An 18,625-nucleotide genomic window follows, 5' to 3' on the forward strand; every position below is an offset into this window, starting at 1 on the left:
GTTTCAGCGCCTGAACATCTGCACCCAGGCAATGCGATCGCCGCCCCGCTTCTTGGCTCGGTACATCGCATTGTCTGCGTGCTCGATCAGTTCGTTGACAGCCCGATCCGGTAAGTCCGTCTCGGGACTCAGATAGACACTGACGCCGGTACTGGCGGACACAGGATAGGGATCGGAGTCGGACGAAACCGCCGAATGTATCTCGGTGGCGACCTGCTCGATATCTCCTCGATCGACTCCGCGCAGGACGACGAACTCGTCTCCACCGATTCGAGCCACCACCGCATCGGGGCCGGCGGCAGCGATGAGGCGGTCGGCGACAGCGGTCAACGCGTCGTCGCCCGCGACGTGCCCGTGCGTGTCGTTGAGGTTTTTGAACGAGTCGACGTCGATGAGTAGTGCGATCAGAGCCTGCGTTCGATCACTGCGCAGCAGATGCTGTGCCTCGTCCTGGAGTCCGCGGCGATTGAGTGTCGCGGTGAGGTAGTCCCGGTGGGCGTTGCGTGCGTCGTCGGTCAGGCGCAGCCAGACGATCTGCAGAATCCATGCGGTGGAGAAAACCACACCGGCAACCATCAGATAGAGATTCACGACCACCCAGTCGTCGTTGACCGGCTCGGACATCGCCATGGCAGCGAGCGTCGTGCAGACAGCAAGAGCCCAACCGATGTGGCTGATGGCAACGCGAGGGCTGTGAACTATCGCCGCATAGAAGCCGATCATGATGAACAGGATGCAGCCGATGGTTCCGACGAAAGCGGTGCGTACGGCGAAGAAGAGAGTGACGGCGAGCCACAGGTCGGCCCAGACGACAAAGGCCACGGATTGTCGCCAAGTTGGCCACGATTCATTACGCGCCCAGCGGTAGCCCGCATAGGCGCCACTGATAGTTCCGAGGGCGAAGATCGACCGCGCCAGGGCGGTGTCGGAACCGAAGCGGCTCAACTGCATGGTCGCCGCGATCAGGGCGAAGAGAAAACACCACACCGCGACTAATTTGCGTCCGGGAACGGTCAGCCCGCGAGTGTCGAGGAATCGGGGGAGCCAGGTGTAATCGGTGCGATCCGACCACCACCGGGACAGCAGTTCACGCGTGGGGTAGGGGTCGCTCCCCGTCCCGCGCAGTCCTGCATTCAAACCGGGCACCTGTCGATGTCGATGGGTGGTCAATCAGCTATTGGCGGGTTAACGCTACCTCGAGTTGCGCACGGCTCGAACGCACGGACCTGCTTTCTGGCGCAGAGGCCGTCGACCTGTGAGAATCGAAGGGCGCGGAGGAACGATTCCGCCGAAGGATGTGCGTCAGCACCGGGAGAGGACACGGACATGGGTTTCTTGGACAACGTCAAGGGATTGGTCGAAAAGGGCCAGGAGCTCGCAGCGGAGAACTCCGACAAGGTTCACGACGCTATCGACAAGGTCGCCGACATCGCCGACGACAAGACCGGCAACAAGTACGGCGATCAGATCGACAAGGCAGCTGAGGCCGCCAAGAAGGCTGTTCCCGAAAAGCAGTAATACCGGATTCGGCATACCGTTTTTCGGTAGCACCGTTGCTCAGGGGCCCGTCACCGAAAAGGTTGCGGGCTTCTGTGCGTCCGCTAGGTGAACTCCCAGGGTCGGCGGGCAGAATGAACGCGTGAACTTCACCTGGATTCTGCTGGTCGTCATTGCCGCCATCGCAGTCACCGGGCTGTCCAATCGACGAAACCTGCAGGCTCCGCTGGTTTTGGTGACGGTAGGTTCGGTCGCATCCTTCATACCCGGTATGCCGCGGCCGGAACTCGATCCCCACGTCATTCTCGGTGTGGTCCTGCCGCCGCTTCTCTACTCGGCCGCTCTGAAATTCTCGGTGGCGACCTTCAAACGCAACTTGGCCCCGATCTTGCGCCTCGGCGTCGGAATGGTGTTGGTGACGGCGTTCGTGGTTGCCTTCTTCGCCGAATGGATGGTGCCCGAGTTCACGATCGGCGCCGCCCTGGTGCTCGGGGCCGTGATCGCGCCGACCGACGCCGTCAGCGCGGTGGCGGTCGGTCAGAAGCTCGGGCTCCCGAAACGGGTGATCGCCATCCTGACGGGCGAGGGGCTCGTCAACGACGCCACCGCGCTCACGCTCTTCACCGTCGCCGTCGCAGCAGTGACCGGAACGCGAATTGCCACCGATTCGCCCCTGTTGTTCTTCGCGTATGAAGTGATCGGCGGCGTTGTCGTCGGCTTGGTGCTCGCGTTTGTCGTCAAGTTCGTTCGTGCCCGCATGTACGACTCTCCACTGGAAACCGGCTTGGGGTTGGTGCTTCCGTTCGCTGCCTACCTGGCCGCCGAAGAACTACACGCGTCCGGTGTTCTGGCCGTTGTGGTCGCTGGTCTGGTGATCGGGCACTATTCGACGGACGCGTCGATCATGACGCGATTGCAGGAGCGCTCGGTGTGGTCGAGCCTGGACACTCTTCTCGAGATGTTCGTCTTCGCATACATGGGGCTCCAGCTGAGCTTTGTGATCGACGATGTTGTCGCCGACGGACTTCCGGTGCTTCACGTGTTCGCGTACGGTCTCGCAGTCCTGGCCGTTGTCATCGTGATTCGGCCGGTGTGGCTGTTCCTGAGCTACTCGCGTGTGCGATTCGGTGTAACCCTGCGCCGTGATCGCGAGAATCAACTGACGTGGAAACAGAATCTGGTGGTCTCGTGGGCTGGAATGCGCGGCGTCGTCACTCTTGCTGCGGCCGGCGGTATCCCGTTTGCACTCTCGTCCGGCGAGCCGTTCCCCGGACGCGGCGTCATCCAGGCGATCGCGTTCATCGTCGCGGTCGGGACATTGCTCATCCAGGGATCTACCTTGCCGTTCATGATCCGTCGCCTCGACGTCGCGGATCCTTACGAGCAGTTGCGCACGCAGGAACAGATGGAGTTGGCCCGCAACATTTCTCGCAAGGCGGGAGAGAAGGCGTTGGCAGACGCGGCCGCGCACCCTCCGCCGGGGATCGACGGGAAGGAACTGCAGGCGATCGTCGAACGCGTACGACGCTCGATGCAGGCGAGGCTTCAACTCCAGGAGGTCGACGAGGACGCCGATCGCGAGGCCGCCTTGTGGAATGCGGGAGCTCTGTTCGACAAGTTCCGGCATCAGTCACTGCGCTCGCAACGAGTTGCGCTGATCGCCGCACGTGACGACGGAGATCTCGACGACGAGGTATTGCGTACCGTATTGGAAGGACTCGACATCGAAGAGGCCGCAGCAGAGGAACGTGTCAGGCGTCGCCGAGCAGGTAGCGGTGCGGGCAAATAGAGGGGAACACTGCGTATGACTGTTCGGAGTTCGAGGGTTCGCGCAGTCTGGGGAGTCGTGGTGGCGAGCGCACTTCTCGTGAGCGTCGGCTGCGGATCGGATGCCTCGCCGGATGTCTCCGTCACCGACACCTCGACCACGACAACCCCGTCGGTCGAGAGCAGTGCGCAACGTGGCGTCGTGTTCGACAGTGAACCCTTCACCAGCACAGCCGAAGTGGCGGCGTCCGGAGCAAGCGCGGTGAAAATCCTGTACGGCTCCACCTCCGGTATCGACGGCCGAGAGACTCAGGTGTCGGGAACGGTGTTCACGCCGCCTGGAACTCCGCCGGAGGGCGGTTGGCCGATCGTCTCCATCGGCCATGGCACGACGGGTATTTCGGACGACTGCGCGCCGTCGGCCTCGCCGACCCTGTTCGGCACGATCGGCCTGGTCGCGCCGTTCCTCGACTCGGGATACGTGGTCGCTGTCTCCGACTTCGAGGGCCTCGGCACTCCGGACCCGCATCCTTACCTGCAACCGGACACCGCGGCGTTCAACGTCATCGACGCGGTTCGAGCGGCGCGCAACGTCGTTCCGGACACCTCGACTCGTTGGGCAACTCTGGGGCTGTCCCAAGGCGGGCAGGCATCCTGGGCGGCAGCCGAGGAAGCCGACACCTACGGCGACGGACTCGAATTCGTCGGTGCAGCAAACCTGTCCCCGGCAGCGGACATCTCGCCGATCATCTCGAGTGATTCCGAGGTGAATCTGTCACTGCCTCAGCAACTGCTGCTGCCCTATGTACTCGAAGGGCTGTCCCTCACCCATCCGGACCTCGAACGAACCGACTACGTGCGCGGCGCATTCGAGCAGAACTACGACCTGCTCACCTCGTGCCTGACCGCTCGGGCGACGGAGAAGTTGGGTCTGGTCGGAAAGGTGACGCCCGCCGACACGCGGCCGGCCACCGCCGAGGATGCGGACCGAATTCACGCGTGGCTCAGCGATGTTGCTCTTCCCCGTCAACGCGCGAGCGGTCCGATGTACGTAGTCGTCGGTACCAACGACAACCTGATCCGTCCGGAATGGACCGAGGCGGCAGTCGAACGCGCCTGCGCCGACGGTGACGTCATCGAATTCCAGGCGCGACCGGGTGAAGGTCATGCGGACGGCGCCGCTGTGCCGGGAGCTGTCGCGTGGGTGAAGGATCGATTTGCAGGTGTTCCGGCACCGAATACCTGCGGGTCGTGAATCGATGACGCCGTTGGAGCGAATCCGCGCTCTTGCACTGGCATTGCCGGAGGCGACCGAGCGGGTCAGCCACGGTGAAGCGTCGTGGTTCGTGCGCAAGGCGCCGCAGTTCGTCACCATGGCAGATCACCACCACGACGATCGCGTCGCGATCTGGGCCGCGGCCCCACCTGGGGCGCAGGCAGATTGGGTCAGTCGTGACCCGTCGAGGTTCTTCGTCCCTCCGTACGTGGGTGGCCGGGGATGGATCGGCGTGTACCTCGACGTTCCGAGTGCCGACGAGACCGAGGACGAGAAATTCTGGAACGACGTAGCCGACGTCGTCGAAGATGCGTACCGCACGGTGGCTCCGAAAACACTGATACGGAAACTGGACGAGGACTCGCGGTGAGTCCGGCCGTGGTCGCGCTTCTCAGCGTGCTGATTCTCGCAGTGGCCGGGGCGCTGACGGCTGTGTGGATGCGCACCAGACGTGAGGTGACCACCCCCACCGAACGTGCCGTCCATGCCGCTCTCCATACGGCTTCGCTTGCCGCGCGGCCACTTCGGCGTGGACTCGACGAGAATTCGGCCGCCGAGGCGGCGCCTCACCTACGTGAGCTGACCGGCGGCTCCGGTCTGGGCCTGGCAGACGCGTCGGGAAACCTGTTGGCGTGGGACGGCCGTCACGAAGCGTTGTCCGAACAATTCCACGACGCCGCCATTCGTGCGATCGAAGGCGAACGCCGGGTACTCGTCACGCACTCGGACCTGGTGCGCGGACCGAGCGATCACCATGTGCGAGCGCTGATCGCTCAGCCCCTGCTGATCGAGGACATCGGCGTGGTCGGCGTACTGGGAATCGTCACCAGCGAGGACCCGTGGCCGGGAATGCTCGGAGCGGTCACCGAGGTGGCACGATATGCCTGCAGTCAGATCGAACTCGCCGACCTCGACGCGTCCAGAGCCCTGTTGGATCGAGCCGAAGTGCGTGCCCTGCGCGCACAGATCAGTCCTCATTTCATCTACAACGCGCTCAACACGGTCGCATCGTTTGTTCGAACCGATCCGGCGCGGGCCAGAGAACTGATCCTCGAGTTCGCGGACTTCACGCGGTACTCGTTCCGATCTGCGGGTGAGTTCACCCTGCTTGCCGACGAGCTGCGCAACATCGATCGTTACCTGACCCTCGAACGCGCGCGATTCGGGGAGGCTCTGAACGTCCGCCTTCAGATAGCACCCGAAGTGCTCAACGTGGTTCTTCCTTTCCTTGCCCTCCAACCGCTGGTCGAGAACGCGGTTCGTCACGGCATTTCGAGTAAGCCGGAGGGCGGGACCGTGAGCATCGTGGCTGCGGACGAGGGACCGGACTGCATCATCAGCGTCGAGGACGACGGTGTGGGGATGGACCCCGAACTACTGCGCTCCGGTTCGCTCGACGCCATCGAGTCGGGATCGGGGCGACCCAGCGCACGAGAAGCTGCTCACGTCGGTTTGGCCAACGTCGACGACAGACTTCGTGCCGCGTTCGGCAACGACTACGGACTCGTGGTGGAGACAGCGCCGGGTGCCGGTACGAAGGTCAGCATGCGTGTTCCCAAGTTCAAGCAGGGTATTCACGTCTGATTCTCGCCTTCGATGATCAGGCTGAAACCGTCGTGGGAACATGGACCTGTTGTGAACGAGACTGACACTGATGCCCAGCTGACCGTCCTTGCCGTCGACGACGAGAAACCAGCCCTCGACGAGCTGGCCTTCTTGCTGCGCGCCGAGGACTCGGTGGCGCACGTTCACACGGCATCGGATGCGACGACAGCGTTGCGGATACTGCGCGGTGGAAGCATCGACGCGGTGTTTCTCGACATCAACATGCCCGGACTCGACGGTCTCGAACTGGCCGGCATCCTCTCCAATTTCGCGACGCCACCGCCCGTGGTGTTCGTGACAGCGCACGACGATCGAGCGGTTGACGCATTCGATCTCGGCGCCGTCGACTACCTACTCAAACCGCTCCGGGAGGAGCGTCTCGCTCAGGCCGTTCAGCGGATCGTGGGGCTCGCCGGGCGCACCAAGAGTGAGAGCAAACCCGAAGCTGCGCCCACGGACGAGGTGATCCCGGTGGAACTGGGCGGTGTCACGACGCTCGTTCAGCGTTCCTCGGTGGAGTGGGTGGAAGCCGACGGGGACTACGCGCGTTTGCACACCGCTGGAAAGTCGCACCTGGTGCGCATCCCGATCTCGACGCTCGAATCACGCTGGGCCGACGCGGGCTTCTTGCGTGTGCACCGCTCCTACCTGGTGTCTCTGGCGCTGGTCACCGGCATCCGCACAGTAGGCAGTGGATTGGTGGTCTGTCTGCGCCCGCACGGTGACAAGCCTCCCGTCGAGCTTCCGGTCAGCCGCAGACACACCCGTGAACTCAAGGATCGACTGGTTCGTGCGCCCAAGCAGAGTTGGTTGTCGCGGTGACGTCGCAGTCCGATCCTCCGCAGCGTGAGCGCGTTGTGTTGGCGCAACGTAGTGGCGCACGGATCGTGCGAACACGGGTGGAGGTGCAGGAACAGACCGAAGTCGGTGACGCCATGATCCGCGGTCTCGTTCGCGCGCAGTTGGGACTGGCAATTCGCCTTGCCGTCGTCGCGGCCGGGCTCCTGTGTGCGGTGCCGCTGCTGACGCACCTCTTCCCGACGCTGTCGGAGGTCGCGATCCTTGGCATCCGGTTGCCCTGGCTCGTGATGGGCGGCGCCGTGTATCCCTTGCTGTTGACGACCGGTTGGGTGTTCGTGCGTCGTGCGGAGCGAAACGAGCAGGACTTCAACGACATCGTGGACGACTGAGCGCGGCACTGTGGGAGGACAACCTATCCCGGTGTTGACGGTGCTCGGCATCGTGGCAGCAGCTGTCGCGACGGTGGCTATCGGAATCTACGGCGTTCGGCTCGCTCGTACCACCTCGGACTTTCTCGTCGCGTCCAGAACCGTCAGCGCGCGGTGGAATGCGACGGCCATCTCCGGCGAGTACCTCTCTGCTGCTTCGTTTCTCGGTGTTGCGGGGCTGGTCGCCAAGTACGGCGCCGACGCACTCTGGTATCCCATCGGCTTCACCGCCGGATACCTCGCCCTGCTGCTGTTCGTCGCAGCGCCGCTTCGGCGTTCCGGTGCGTATACCGTCCCCGATTTCGCCGAGTTCCGTCTCGGCTCACCGCGATTGCGCAAGCTCGCGATGCTCGTGGTCGCGATGGTGTGCATCCTGTATTTGATTCCACAGTTCCAAGGCGCGGGACTGACGCTCAATATCTTGCTCGGGGTTCCCAGTTGGATCGGCGGCGTAGCGGTCGGGGTCATCGTCATCGCCAACGTCGTCGGCGGCGGGATGCGCTCGATCACCTTCGTTCAGGCCTTCCAGTACTGGCTGAAACTGACTGCCGTCGCGATTCCCGCTGTGGCACTGACCTTCTACTTCTTCGGCGATCACCACGACGTCGGCGCGTCGATGCCGCCGACGGTCACCACTGCGACGACCGTCGACATCACCACCGACGTCGTCGTCCAGGTGTCCGAGCCGGTGACGGTCAGCGGCGGCACAGTCGACGGGCGAGCGGTCGAAGGCACGATGACCCTGGGGCCGGGGGAGCACACTCTCGGTGAAGGCATGTCCATGGTCCTCGACGCGGGAGCCGCCGTCCCTGTCGTCGCCGGAGCGCCCGCGCAGAACTCTGACTGGATCACCCCGGGTTGGGGTTTCGGTGGGCCGCACCCGATGTACCAGGTGTACTCGCTGATGCTCGCGACCTTCCTCGGAACGCTCGGCCTTCCTCATGTTCTCGTCCGGTTCTACACCAACCCCGACGGCCGGGCAGCCCGTCTGACGTCGCTCGCCGTTGTCGGTCTGGTCAGCGTTTTCTACCTGTTTCCGACACTCCTCGGCGTCTTCGCTCGCCTGTACGTTCCGCAACTTCTGATCACCGGCACCTCCGACGCGGCGGTGCTGCTGCTGCCGGGCTCGGTGTTCTCGGGGTGGGGCGGACAACTGCTGGCAGCCCTCGTCGCGTCCGGTGCCATTGCCGCCTTCTTGTCGACGTCATCCGGATTGCTCGTCAGCATCGCGGGCGTCGTCAGTACCGACGTTCTCCGTGGGCGAGTTCGAGACTTCCGAATTGCAGCGCTACTGGCCGGGGTCGTTCCTCTCGTGCTGTCGCTGGCGGTGGTGTCGGTCGACCTCTCGAGAACCGTCGGTTTGGTGTTCGCAGTCGCTGCGTCGACGCTCTGCCCACTGCTCGTATTGGGTATCTGGTGGCGCGGTCTGACTGCCGTCGGCGCGGGGGCGGGGATGGTTGTCGGTGGATGTGTTGCGGGCACTGCCGCTACTGTCGCCGTCCTGGGTGGTTTGTCGGAGGACGTCCTCGGTGGCTGGCCGGCAGCCATTTTCGCGTTCCCGGCCGCGGTGAGCGTGCCGCTGGCGTTCCTCACGATGATCGTCGTGAGCAAGGTGTCGTCGAAGCAGATACCGGCAGATATTGCGCGAATCTTCACGCGGATGCACGCCCCGGAACGTCTCGGAATGGGCTCCGATCGCGAAGACGATCTCCGCCGACCCTGACTTTCACCGCCCGAACCCTCTGCCGTTGGTCGCGCCTGCCTGACCGTTCGGCGCAGCGCGCGACTGCTCACCGTGTGACTGGCGCCACAGCGTCTTCATGTGACTCCGATCTCACTAACGTCTGTGCGTAGTTCACTTCACACGCGAGGCGAGGAGCCGGCAGTGTCCACAGCAGAAATCAGTGAGGGGTCGCCGCAAGAGCGACGCACCCCGGATGCCCAGGCATTCATAGACATGCAAGCGAGTCCCGAATTCCAGGAACTCCGAACGCGTCTGCGCAAGTTCGTTTTCCCCATCACTGCATTCTTCCTGCTCTGGTATGCGGTGTACGTCGTCCTGGCTACCTATGCCCACGACTTCATGGCCACCAAGGTCCTCGGCAACATCAATCTCGGCATCATCCTCGGCCTCGGGCAATTCGTCACGACCTTCGCCATCACCGCGTGGTACGTGAAGTTCGCCGGTCGTGAGCTCGATCCCCGCTCCGCCGCCATCCGTGAAGAACTGGAAGGTCCCGCATAGTGATCACCACACTCGCCGCGTCCGGAACGGACGTAGGAAACCCAGCCTTCAACATCGCGATCTTCCTCGCTTTCGTCGTCGTGACCATGACGCTGGTGATCCGCGCCAGCCGGACCACCAAGAAGGCGTCCGACTTCTACACCGGTGGTGGGCAGTTCACCGGCCCGCAGAACGGGTTCGCCATCGCCGGTGACTACCTCTCGGCGGCATCGTTCCTCGGTATCGCAGGTGCGATCGCCGTGTACGGCTACGACGGCTTCCTGTACTCCATCGGCTTCCTTGTCGCCTGGTTGGTTGCACTGCTCCTGGTCGCCGAATTGCTCAGGAACACGGGCAGATTCACGATGGCCGACGTGCTGAGCTTCCGACTCAAGCAGCGTCCGGTGCGCATGGCGGCGGCCCTGTCCACTCTGGCCGTTTCCCTCTTCTATCTTCTTGCCCAGATGGCCGGCGCCGGTGGACTTGTCGCGCTGCTGCTCAACATCGACGGCAAGGTGGGACAGTCGATCGTCGTCGCGATCGTGGGTGTGCTGATGATCGTGTACGTCTTGGTCGGCGGCATGAAGGGCACCACCTACGTACAGATGGTCAAGGCAGTTCTGCTGGTTGCCGGAGCCGGAATCATGTTCGTACTCGTTCTGTGGGCAGTGCGCGGCAACTTCTCTCAGTTGCTCGCCAATGCGCAGGACATGGTCAACAGTTCCACCACCAAGGGTGTGCAGGGACGCGACATCCTCGGGCCCGGTGCCAAGTACGGTCTTTCCGGAATGACGAAGCTCGACTTCATCTCTCTCGGAATCGCTTTGGTGCTCGGCACGGCGGGCCTGCCGCACGTGCTGATGCGCTTCTACACGGTGCCCACTGCCAAGGAAGCTCGCCGCTCGGTGACCTGGGCGATCGCGCTGATCGGTGCCTTCTACCTGTTCACACTGGTTCTCGGCTACGGCGCGGCCAGCATGGTCGGACCGGACAAGATCTTGGCAGCGCCTGGTAAGGAGAACGCGGCCGCTCCGCTTCTCGCCTTCGAGCTCGGTGGCACCATCTTCCTCGGCATCATCTCCGCGGTGGCGTTCGCGACCATCCTCGCCGTCGTTGCCGGTCTCGCGATCACTGCTTCTGCGTCGTTCGCTCACGACATCTACGCCAGTGTCATCAAGCGCGGCAACGCAACCGAGGAGCAGCAGGTTCGAGTTTCTCGAATCACCGTCGTGGTCATCGGACTCGTCTCCATCGTTCTCGGCATCATGGCGATGGGGCAGAACATCGCCTTCCTGGTGGCCCTCGCCTTCGCAGTGGCGGCCTCGGCGAACCTGCCCACACTGCTGTACTCGCTGTTCTGGAAGAAGTTCAACACCACCGGTGCGCTCTTCAGCATCTACGGCGGTTTGATCAGCTGCTTGACGCTGATCGTGTTCTCCCCGGCGGTGTCGGGTAAGCCGTCGTCGATGTTCCCGAACTCCGACTTCGCCTGGTTCCCGCTCTCGAACCCCGGCATCGTCTCGATTCCGCTGGCATTCGTCCTCGGCATCGTCGGTACGTACATCGGACGTAACAAGATCGAAGATCCGGCAAAGCAGGCGGAGATGGAAGTTCGCTCCCTCACCGGCGTCGGCGTCGAAAAGGCTGTCAGCCACTAAGAGGGGCAAAGCCCCGTGCGTCTTTCTGGTACCTCTGGTTACGGAAAAGGCGCACGGGGCTTATTGTTCTGCCATGGCAAAGCTCACAGTGAAAATCGACGTTCCGCTTCCTCCTCAGGAAGTGTGGGACAAGGCGTCCGATCTCAGTGGATACGAAAACTGGCTCGTGGTTCACGACGGATGGCGCAGTGAACTTCCCGAACAACTGGGTGTCGGCACCGAGATCAGCTCGGTCGTGACTGTGAAGGGCCTGCGCAACCGCGTTCGGTGGACCATCAAGAAGTACGACGTCCCGAAGGCGATCTCGCTCAAGGGAGACGGCAAGGGCGGGGTCAAGCTCGGTCTCGAACTCGACGTCAAGGCAAAGGGCGACGGGTCGGAACTCGCGCTGACAGTCGAGTTGGGCGGCGCGCCGTTGTTCGGCCCGATCGGTTCGAGTGTGGCGCGGGCGCTCAAAGGCGATGTGGAGAAGTCGCTGGCCCAGTTTGTCCAGATCTACACCTAAGTTGTGGAGATTTCCACATCGAGCTACTTCACCGCTAACATGAGTTAGGATTCTTTTCGGCGGGATAAACCGGGCATCGGTTGGTTATTGATGCGGGTCCCGCCGGAAAGGATTCGATCAATGTCGTCTCGTCATGGGTACGGCGCACCACCTGCGTCCATGCCTCGATCCGTGCAGGTTCTGATCGGACTCTTGGCAGTAGTCGCAGTCGGTGGAACCGCAGCATTCGCCGTGACGTTCAAAAGCGTCCGCGACAAGGGAGAACTCGGTGCGAGTGCTGTCACAGCTGCGACGGCAACCAGCTGTGAGAACCCGGAAACCGTGACCGTGGCCGCCGATCCGTCGATCGCCTCGGGACTCGAAGCTGTCGCCGCTGCCATCCCCGCTACGGAACTCGGGTGCAGCTCGCTCAGCGTGACGCCGCAAGATCCCGTGCTCACCGTCGCGGCGATCGCCGACGGTTCGGCACCCGCACTGTGGATCCCTGATTCGAGCGAATGGTTGGACAAGGTTTCGGCTAGCGGGCAGGAGATTCGCCGGATCAGCAACTCGGTCGCGTCCACCCCTGTTGTCACTGTCTCGGCGCCGGGTAGCGAGGCACCCGCCGTTTGGACGGATGTCCTCGGCGCTCCAGCACTGCACATCGGCGATCCCCTCACCAGTGCCGTCTCCAGCGCACCGATCGTGGCAGCCTTTGCCGAGGCCCAGTCGCGGGGCGGGGACCTCACGTCCATTTCGGCAGCCCTGGTCCCGGTGGCGCAAGCGCAGTACGGAAATCTGAAGGAAACCGGTTCGACCGGACGCATCCAAACCGTGGACGCGGACGGCGGGACCGCGGTGACGACCGAGCAGACCTTCGAGGCTTATCTCGCCGCACATGCGGACAGTCGACTCACCGCGTCGGTACCGTCTTCCGGTTCGGTCTTCATGGACTACCCGATGGCAGGTGTGGGTGCAGACTCGGCGGCGGCGGTCGACGCCGGCAAACTGCTGGCGGCAGCGCTGACATCGGACACCGGGCGCTCCGTACTTGCCGGCCTCGGGTTCCGCGGCGCGGATCAGGCCCCACCGGTAGCCGGTGGAGTGGGAAAGGTTGGCTCGCTGGTGCCGTCCGATCCGACTGTGGTCACCAAAGCGCTTGCGCGGTACGAGATTCTGTCCAGGCCTTCCCGTGCACTGGCAGTTGTCGACGTCTCGGGGTCCATGGACTACATGCAGGACGGGGTCACTCGAATGGCCGCGACTGCACAGGCCGGTGACATTGCGATCCGAATGTTTCCCGCCAACGCACAATTGGGTCTCTGGGCATTCTCCATAGACCTCGGCGAGGGCACGGACTACCGCGAACTCGAACCTGTCGCCCGTATGGATGCAACTGAAGGCGACACGGATCATCGGAGCAAACTGCTGTCTCGGATCGACAGCCTCTCTTCGATCGTCGGCGGCGGAACAGGTTTGTACGACAGCGTTCTCGCCGCGTATCGGTCCATGCAACAGACCTACGATCCGGCCTCGATCAATTCGGTGATTCTACTGACCGACGGTGCGAACGATGATCCATCGAGTATCTCGCTGCAGGAACTTCTCGACACCCTGACTCGCGAGCAGGACCCGACGCGGCCGGTACCGATCATCACCATCGGTGTCACCGATGACGCCGATACCGATGTGCTCGAGCAGATTTCGGCTCTCACCGGCGGCAACAGCCACTTCGCTCCGACACCGGCAGACATCCCGAAGGTCTTCGTCGGCGCGATCAGTGGGCGCGCCGGCTGAACTACTCGAGGACTGGCGCGTCGGCGCTGTCCGTGATCCATTCGGTTGCGAGTCTCTCGAGGGTGCCGTCGGCGTAGAGCGCATCCACGGCGGCAGAGACGCACGCCGTCAGAGGACTGTTCTTCTCGAGCACGAACCCGAAGAATTCGGTGACCGCGTTGGGCCGCGGAAACTGACCCACGATGACCGACCCGGGCAGTTCGTTCTCGGTGATGTGAAATCCGGTCGGGATGTCGACGACCAGTGCGTCGATCTCGCCTGCGGCCAGCGCAGCTTTCGCATCGTCCGTGGTCGCGAACTCGCGTGGCGCAGTGGTCGGAACAATCGTGTCCGTGATCGCCGCGAGGCTGGTGGAACCGGTCTGAGCGCCCAGTCGGTAGCCGGCAAGATCCGCAAGATTCTTTGCCTCAGCGGCTTTGCTCCCGCGCGAGGCGATCACCGACTGCGCCACTGCGTAATACGGCGAGCTGAAGTCGACGTTCTCGCGGCGATCCCCGGAAACCGTGAACTGATTGACGTCGAAGTCGAAATCCTTGGGGCCTGGTTTCAGTGCGTCGTTGAAGGCGGCCGTGGTGAAGCGAACCTGATCGGCGTTGTACCCGAGTTTGCCGACGACGGCCCGGGCCACCGCCCCCTCGAAGCCCTTGCCGTTGGACGGAGTGTTGTCGACGAACCACGGCGCGTACGCCGGCGAATCGGTGGCGATGGTCAAGACACCGTCTTCGAGGGTGGTCCCGCTCTGTGGTCCGCACTTGTCCACGGCGGTGGTCGAGGGCAGTTTGGTGAATGCCTCGGGAACCGTGGTCGTGGTGTCCGCTGCCGCAGGTGCCTCCGGCTGCGACGAACACGAGCCCAACAAGATCGAGGAAGCGAAGATCGCGGTCACGGCAACAGCGCGTCGTGTCATAGGCACAAGGCCATCTTGCCTGTTTGTCCGGTACGAACGTGACGGGGGTCTCGTGTGAGCGGAGTTCACGCAGCTGAGCGTCGTAGTGCAAGGCGCTCCGACGGTGTCGTCCCACCCCATACTCCGTGTGGTTCAGCGGTGTCGAGTGCAAAGGTCAGGCAGTCCCGAATGACCGGGCAGCGGAAGCACACCTGCTTCGCGGAATTTTCCCGTGCAGCCCGATTGCGTCCGCGTTCTTCACCCGGCGAATAGAACACGGCGGGGTCCACCGTCTTACAGGTGGCGAACATCCGCCAGTTGTTGTCGACCAACGGCTCCACGGAACTGCGAACTGTCATCGTGGTCTCCTCTCCCATCGAGAATCCAGTCTTGCCCGTGGCCTGGCGCAGCGGCAGGTTTCCGATCCACCAGATTTCTACTGCCAGATGCAGCACTATCCAGCACAATGAGGAAATGGCAACGACGGATCGGGGTCAGATCACGCTCGACGGCACAACGGTGTCCGTGACCAATCTGGGCAAGATCCTCTACCCCGAGAGCGGCACCACGAAGGCCGAAGTCATCGACTACTACACCCGTATCGCCGCAGTCATGCTTCCGCATGTCGTCGGTAGACCGGGCACTCGTAAGCGTTGGCCCAATGGCGTGGACGGTCAGTCCTTCTTCGAGAAGAACCTTGCGTCGTCTGCCCCGCAGTGGCTCACGCGTGCGTCGCTGCAACATTCTGATCGTGTCGTCACTTACCCGGTCTTCGATTCCGTTGCATCCCTGGCGTGGCTGGGGCAGCAGGCCGCACTCGAATTGCACGTTCCCCAATGGCGATTCGACGGTTCCGAGCGTGGTCCGGCGACACGACTGGTATTCGATCTCGACCCGGGCGAAGGCGTCGGATTGACCGAGTGCGCCGAGGTGGCGAGGTCGATTCGAGATCTGGTCGCAACTCTGGGGTGGACTGCCTATCCGGTAACCAGTGGTAGCAAGGGAATTCACCTCTACGTTCCACTGGATCGAGCCTTGGACGGCAGCGGTGCGTCGACTGTCGCCAAGCAGATCGCCACCGGACTCGAGAAGCTTCACCCGGATCTCGTCACCGCGACGATGGCTCGAAATGTGCGGGCAGGCAAGATTTTCGTGGACTGGAGTCAGAACAACGCAGCCAAGACAACCATTGCGCCGTACTCGATGCGCGGTCGCGATCAACCCTATGTTGCCGCGCCGCGCAGTTGGGACGAACTCGACGATCCGAAACTACGACATCTGTTGTTCGACGAGGTTCTGGAGCGCGTCGAATCCGATGGTGATCTGCTGGGCGATCTGGATCCGCCGGTCTCGGCGGCTGTAGCCGACACGTTGACGCACTATCGCAACAAGCGGTCGGCCGACCGGACGCCGGAGCCGATCCCTGCTGCGGTGACCAAGGAGACAGCGGGCAATACCTTTGTGATTCAGGAACATCACGCCAGACGATTGCATTACGACGTTCGCCTGGAGCGGGATGGTGTGCTCGTGTCCTGGGCTGTTCCGAAGGGCGTGCCGACCAGTGCCGGAGAGAATCGGTTGGCCGTGCACACCGAGGATCACCCGCTCGAGTACGCCACGTTCTCGGGCACGATCCCGAAGGGGGAGTACGGCGGCGGTTCGATGACGATCTGGGATTCCGGGACGTACGAGACCGAGAAGTGGCGTGAAGACGAGGTGATCGTGCGCCTCAGTGGGAAACGGGTGCAGGGACGCTTCGCGCTGATCCGGACGAAGGGTGACCAGTGGTTGATGCATCTGATGAAGGATCAGAACGCGAGTTTCGGAACGGAGTTTCCCAAGAATCTCGAGCCGATGCTTGCCACCGCTGGAACGCTCGAAGGTCTCGACTCGCAGGAGTGGGCTTTCGAAGGAAAGTGGGACGGGATCCGAGTGATTCTCGAATATCATTCGGGCACAATGTCACTTCGCAGTCGCGCGGGTAACGACAAGACCGGGGACTATCCCTCCCTTGCCGGGTTGGCCGAGGTGCTGGACGGTCATGACGTGGTTCTCGACGGTGAAGTGGTGGCGTACAACGACGCGGGGGTCACCGATTTCGGTCTTCTCCAGCGAGGTGGGGAGCCGGTGTTCCTGGCCTTCGATCTTCTGTACCTCGACGGAGTGTCTTTGCTGCGGAAATCCTACTCGGACCGGCGCACCGTGTTGAATGCGTTGGCGGGCAAGGTCGGTGAGCTCGAGGTACCTCCACAGATCGAGGGCACGGCGGAGAACGCGTTGGAGGTGAGTACCGATGCCGGATGGGAAGGGATTGTCGCCAAACGTCGTGCATCGGTCTACCTTCCGGGGCGGCGTGGGTCGAGTTGGATCAAGGTGAAGAACTGGCGCACTCAAGAGGTGGTGATCGGAGGGTGGCGCACCGGGCAGGGCAATCGAGCACAGGGGATCGGGGCGCTGCTCATGGGAATTCCGGGTGAGGATGGATTGACCTACGTTGGGCGCGTCGGTACCGGCTTCAGTGATCGCGACTTGGAGTCTTTACTTGCGACACTGGAACCGCTGCGTCAGAAGGAAAGTCCGTTCGGGGAGGAACTTCCAGCAGATGACCGCAAGGGTGCGGTGTGGGTGAGGCCGGAACTCGTCGGTGAGGTGCGGTTCATGGATTGGACGAAGACCGAGCGTCTGCGTCATCCGAGTTGGCGAGGTCTGCGGGAGGACAAGAAACCGGGCGACGTGGTGCGGGAAACAGTGCAATGACGGCCAACGCACCGACGAACGCGACTGCGGCACAGATTTGGATTCCGGTACTCATCGCCGAGGTGTAAGCCTGGTTCGCTGCGTCGGTCAAGGCACTCGCGGGGGGAGCGCCGGCATGGATCTGCGCCGGATCGGCTGTGGAAGTGCCGACTCCGGGTTCGAAGCGGGACCGGAAAACGGTGGCTACGACCGTCCCGATGACGGCGACGCCCAGAACTCCACCCAACTCTCGCACGACGCTGTTGATCGAACTGGCCATCGAAGCCTGCTGGGGCGCAACCGAAGACATCGACGTGGTTGTGGCCGGAGCCATGACCAACCCCATCCCCGCGCCGACCAGTGCCATGATCGCAGCCAGGATTCCGAACGGTGCGTACCTATCTGCTGCGATCGACAGGACCAACAGTCCCGCGGACATGACTGCGAGACCGGTCGCGATCGAACTGCGCACGCCGAATCGGCCGACCATACGATCGCTGCTGGAGGCGACAGTCGCCATCACTATCGCAAACGGAACTGCACCGACGCCGGCGACCAATGGACCGTAACCACGAACTAATTGGAGGTATTGCGTGTACGTGAAGAGAACTCCGAAAAGGGCGAAGAATGTTACGGCCAAGATGGCATTGGAGGTGCTGAACACTCGACTGGTGAAGATGCGCACGTCGGTCATCGGCGCCGAGGCCCGCAGCTCCCACCAGACGAATCCGGCGAGAAGTGCTGTTGCGCTGACGATCTCCAGCACCGTGACGGGCGACGACCATCCGCGAAGGCTTGCCTGGGTGAGGGCATCCACGATCAAAGCCAGTCCGCCGGCGGACAGCAGGAGTCCGGGGATGTCGAACGAACCCTTCGTGATCCCTCTTGCCGGGGGCACAAGAAAAACCGTCGCGGCGATCACACCGGCGACCAGTGGGACGTTTATCCAGAAGACGCTTCCCCAACTGAAATGTTCGAGAAGTACGCCACCGGCCACGGGGCCGATCGCGATTCCCAGTCCGGCGGTTGCAGACCAGATTCCTATCGCCCGGCCTCTCTCGTGCGGGGCGAACATCGAGACGACAAGTGACAGCGTCGCCGGCATGACCAGTGCGGCGGCTGCCCCCATCACTGTTCTCCATCCGATCAGCTGCATTGACGTGTGAGAGAGGGCAGCGAAGGCTGACCCGAGGGCGAACAAGGTGAGGCCGGTCAGAAGTATCCGACGGTGACCGAATCTCGCGCCGAGTCCACCTGCCGTGATGAGCAAGGCGGCGAACGCCAATGTGTATGCGTTGGTGATCCATTGCAGGTCGACGGTGGTCGCCCGCAGTTCGCGGGCAAGGGTCGGGATAGCGGTGTTGAGGATGGTGTTGTCGATCGTGACTACGACGAGGGATGTGCAGAGGGCGCCCAGTGCTGCCCATCGTCGCCGGTCAGTGGGTTCGAGGGAATTCATCATGTCC

General features: G+C 62.9%; 17 protein-coding genes. 13 read left to right on the plus strand and 4 right to left on the minus strand.

Annotated features, from left to right (window positions below; translation table 11 throughout):
• Window positions 1-3: 3 nt before the first annotated feature.
• The gene (locus tag ASU23_RS10400) at window positions 4-1,146 is read right to left on the minus strand and encodes a diguanylate cyclase (RefSeq protein ID WP_003940053.1); all 1,143 of its coding nucleotides are present in this window, start codon (window positions 1,144-1,146) and stop codon (window positions 4-6) included.
• Between the two features lie 180 nt (window positions 1,147-1,326).
• Between ASU23_RS10400 and ASU23_RS10405 the strand changes: the two genes are divergently transcribed.
• The 12 genes from ASU23_RS10405 (at window position 1,327) to ASU23_RS10460 (ending at window position 13,537) form a co-directional block, all read left to right on the plus strand.
• A complete protein-coding gene (locus tag ASU23_RS10405) occupies window positions 1,327-1,518 on the plus strand; it encodes an antitoxin (protein WP_003940164.1) in 192 nt (63 codons plus the stop codon).
• Between the two features lie 121 nt (window positions 1,519-1,639).
• Entirely contained in the window at window positions 1,640-3,286 is a 1,647-nt protein-coding gene (locus ASU23_RS10410; protein ID WP_003939739.1) for a Na+/H+ antiporter, read from the plus strand.
• A gap of 15 nt (window positions 3,287-3,301) precedes the next feature.
• Complete coding sequence (locus ASU23_RS10415) at window positions 3,302-4,519, plus strand: lipase family protein (protein WP_050654687.1); 1,218 nt, start codon at window positions 3,302-3,304, stop codon at window positions 4,517-4,519.
• 4 nt (window positions 4,520-4,523) lie between these two features.
• Window positions 4,524-4,910 (plus strand): MmcQ/YjbR family DNA-binding protein, encoded by a 387-nt coding sequence (locus tag ASU23_RS10420; protein WP_042921394.1) that lies wholly within the window; start codon window positions 4,524-4,526, stop codon window positions 4,908-4,910.
• A complete protein-coding gene (locus ASU23_RS10425; RefSeq protein WP_030534943.1) occupies window positions 4,907-6,124 on the plus strand; it encodes a sensor histidine kinase in 1,218 nt (405 codons plus the stop codon). The genes ASU23_RS10420 and ASU23_RS10425 overlap by 4 nt, the downstream gene beginning before the upstream one ends.
• A gap of 12 nt (window positions 6,125-6,136) precedes the next feature.
• A complete protein-coding gene (locus ASU23_RS10430) occupies window positions 6,137-6,967 on the plus strand; it encodes a LytTR family DNA-binding domain-containing protein (RefSeq protein ID WP_202425847.1) in 831 nt (276 codons plus the stop codon).
• Entirely contained in the window at window positions 6,964-7,335 is a 372-nt protein-coding gene (locus ASU23_RS10435; RefSeq protein ID WP_082661374.1) for a hypothetical protein, read from the plus strand. Before ASU23_RS10430 ends, ASU23_RS10435 begins: the two co-directional genes overlap by 4 nt.
• Before the next feature lie 10 nt (window positions 7,336-7,345).
• Window positions 7,346-9,097, plus strand: coding sequence for a cation acetate symporter (locus ASU23_RS10440; protein WP_037128497.1), 1,752 nt, complete (start codon window positions 7,346-7,348; stop codon window positions 9,095-9,097).
• 162 nt (window positions 9,098-9,259) lie between these two features.
• A complete protein-coding gene (locus ASU23_RS10445; RefSeq protein ID WP_007727754.1) occupies window positions 9,260-9,619 on the plus strand; it encodes a DUF485 domain-containing protein in 360 nt (119 codons plus the stop codon).
• On the plus strand, window positions 9,619-11,256 hold the full coding sequence (locus ASU23_RS10450; RefSeq protein ID WP_007727752.1) for a cation acetate symporter: 1,638 nt from the start codon (window positions 9,619-9,621) through the stop codon (window positions 11,254-11,256). The genes ASU23_RS10445 and ASU23_RS10450 overlap by 1 nt, the downstream gene beginning before the upstream one ends.
• Before the next feature lie 73 nt (window positions 11,257-11,329).
• On the plus strand, window positions 11,330-11,761 hold the full coding sequence (locus tag ASU23_RS10455; RefSeq protein ID WP_003939735.1) for an SRPBCC family protein: 432 nt from the start codon (window positions 11,330-11,332) through the stop codon (window positions 11,759-11,761).
• A gap of 120 nt (window positions 11,762-11,881) precedes the next feature.
• A complete protein-coding gene (locus ASU23_RS10460) occupies window positions 11,882-13,537 on the plus strand; it encodes a substrate-binding domain-containing protein (protein ID WP_058037851.1) in 1,656 nt (551 codons plus the stop codon).
• Window position 13,538: 1 nt separating this feature from the next.
• Here the strand turns inward: ASU23_RS10460 and ASU23_RS10465 are convergent, their stop codons facing one another.
• Together ASU23_RS10465 and ASU23_RS10470 are read right to left on the minus strand one after the other, a co-directional pair.
• Window positions 13,539-14,444: a transporter substrate-binding domain-containing protein gene (locus ASU23_RS10465; RefSeq protein WP_003940429.1), complete on the minus strand. Its 906-nt coding sequence runs from the start codon at window positions 14,442-14,444 to the stop codon at window positions 13,539-13,541.
• Window positions 14,445-14,509: 65 nt separating this feature from the next.
• Window positions 14,510-14,782 carry a WhiB family transcriptional regulator gene (locus tag ASU23_RS10470; RefSeq protein WP_037128762.1) on the minus strand — a complete coding sequence of 91 codons (273 nt, stop codon included), beginning with the start codon at window positions 14,780-14,782 and terminating at the stop codon, window positions 14,510-14,512.
• Between the two features lie 115 nt (window positions 14,783-14,897).
• Between ASU23_RS10470 and ASU23_RS10475 the strand changes: the two genes are divergently transcribed.
• A complete protein-coding gene (locus ASU23_RS10475; RefSeq protein ID WP_003940540.1) occupies window positions 14,898-17,180 on the plus strand; it encodes an ATP-dependent DNA ligase in 2,283 nt (760 codons plus the stop codon).
• Here the strand turns inward: ASU23_RS10475 and ASU23_RS10480 are convergent.
• Window positions 17,080-18,621 carry an MFS transporter gene (locus tag ASU23_RS10480; RefSeq protein WP_058037852.1) on the minus strand — a complete coding sequence of 514 codons (1,542 nt, stop codon included), beginning with the start codon at window positions 18,619-18,621 and terminating at the stop codon, window positions 17,080-17,082. The genes ASU23_RS10475 and ASU23_RS10480 overlap by 101 nt on opposite strands.
• Window positions 18,622-18,625: the final 4 nt, after the last annotated feature.

The organism is Rhodococcus sp. KB6 (assembly GCF_001445685.1).
In the GTDB taxonomy this organism is placed as follows: Bacteria; Actinomycetota; Actinomycetes; order Mycobacteriales; family Mycobacteriaceae; genus Rhodococcus_F; species Rhodococcus_F qingshengii.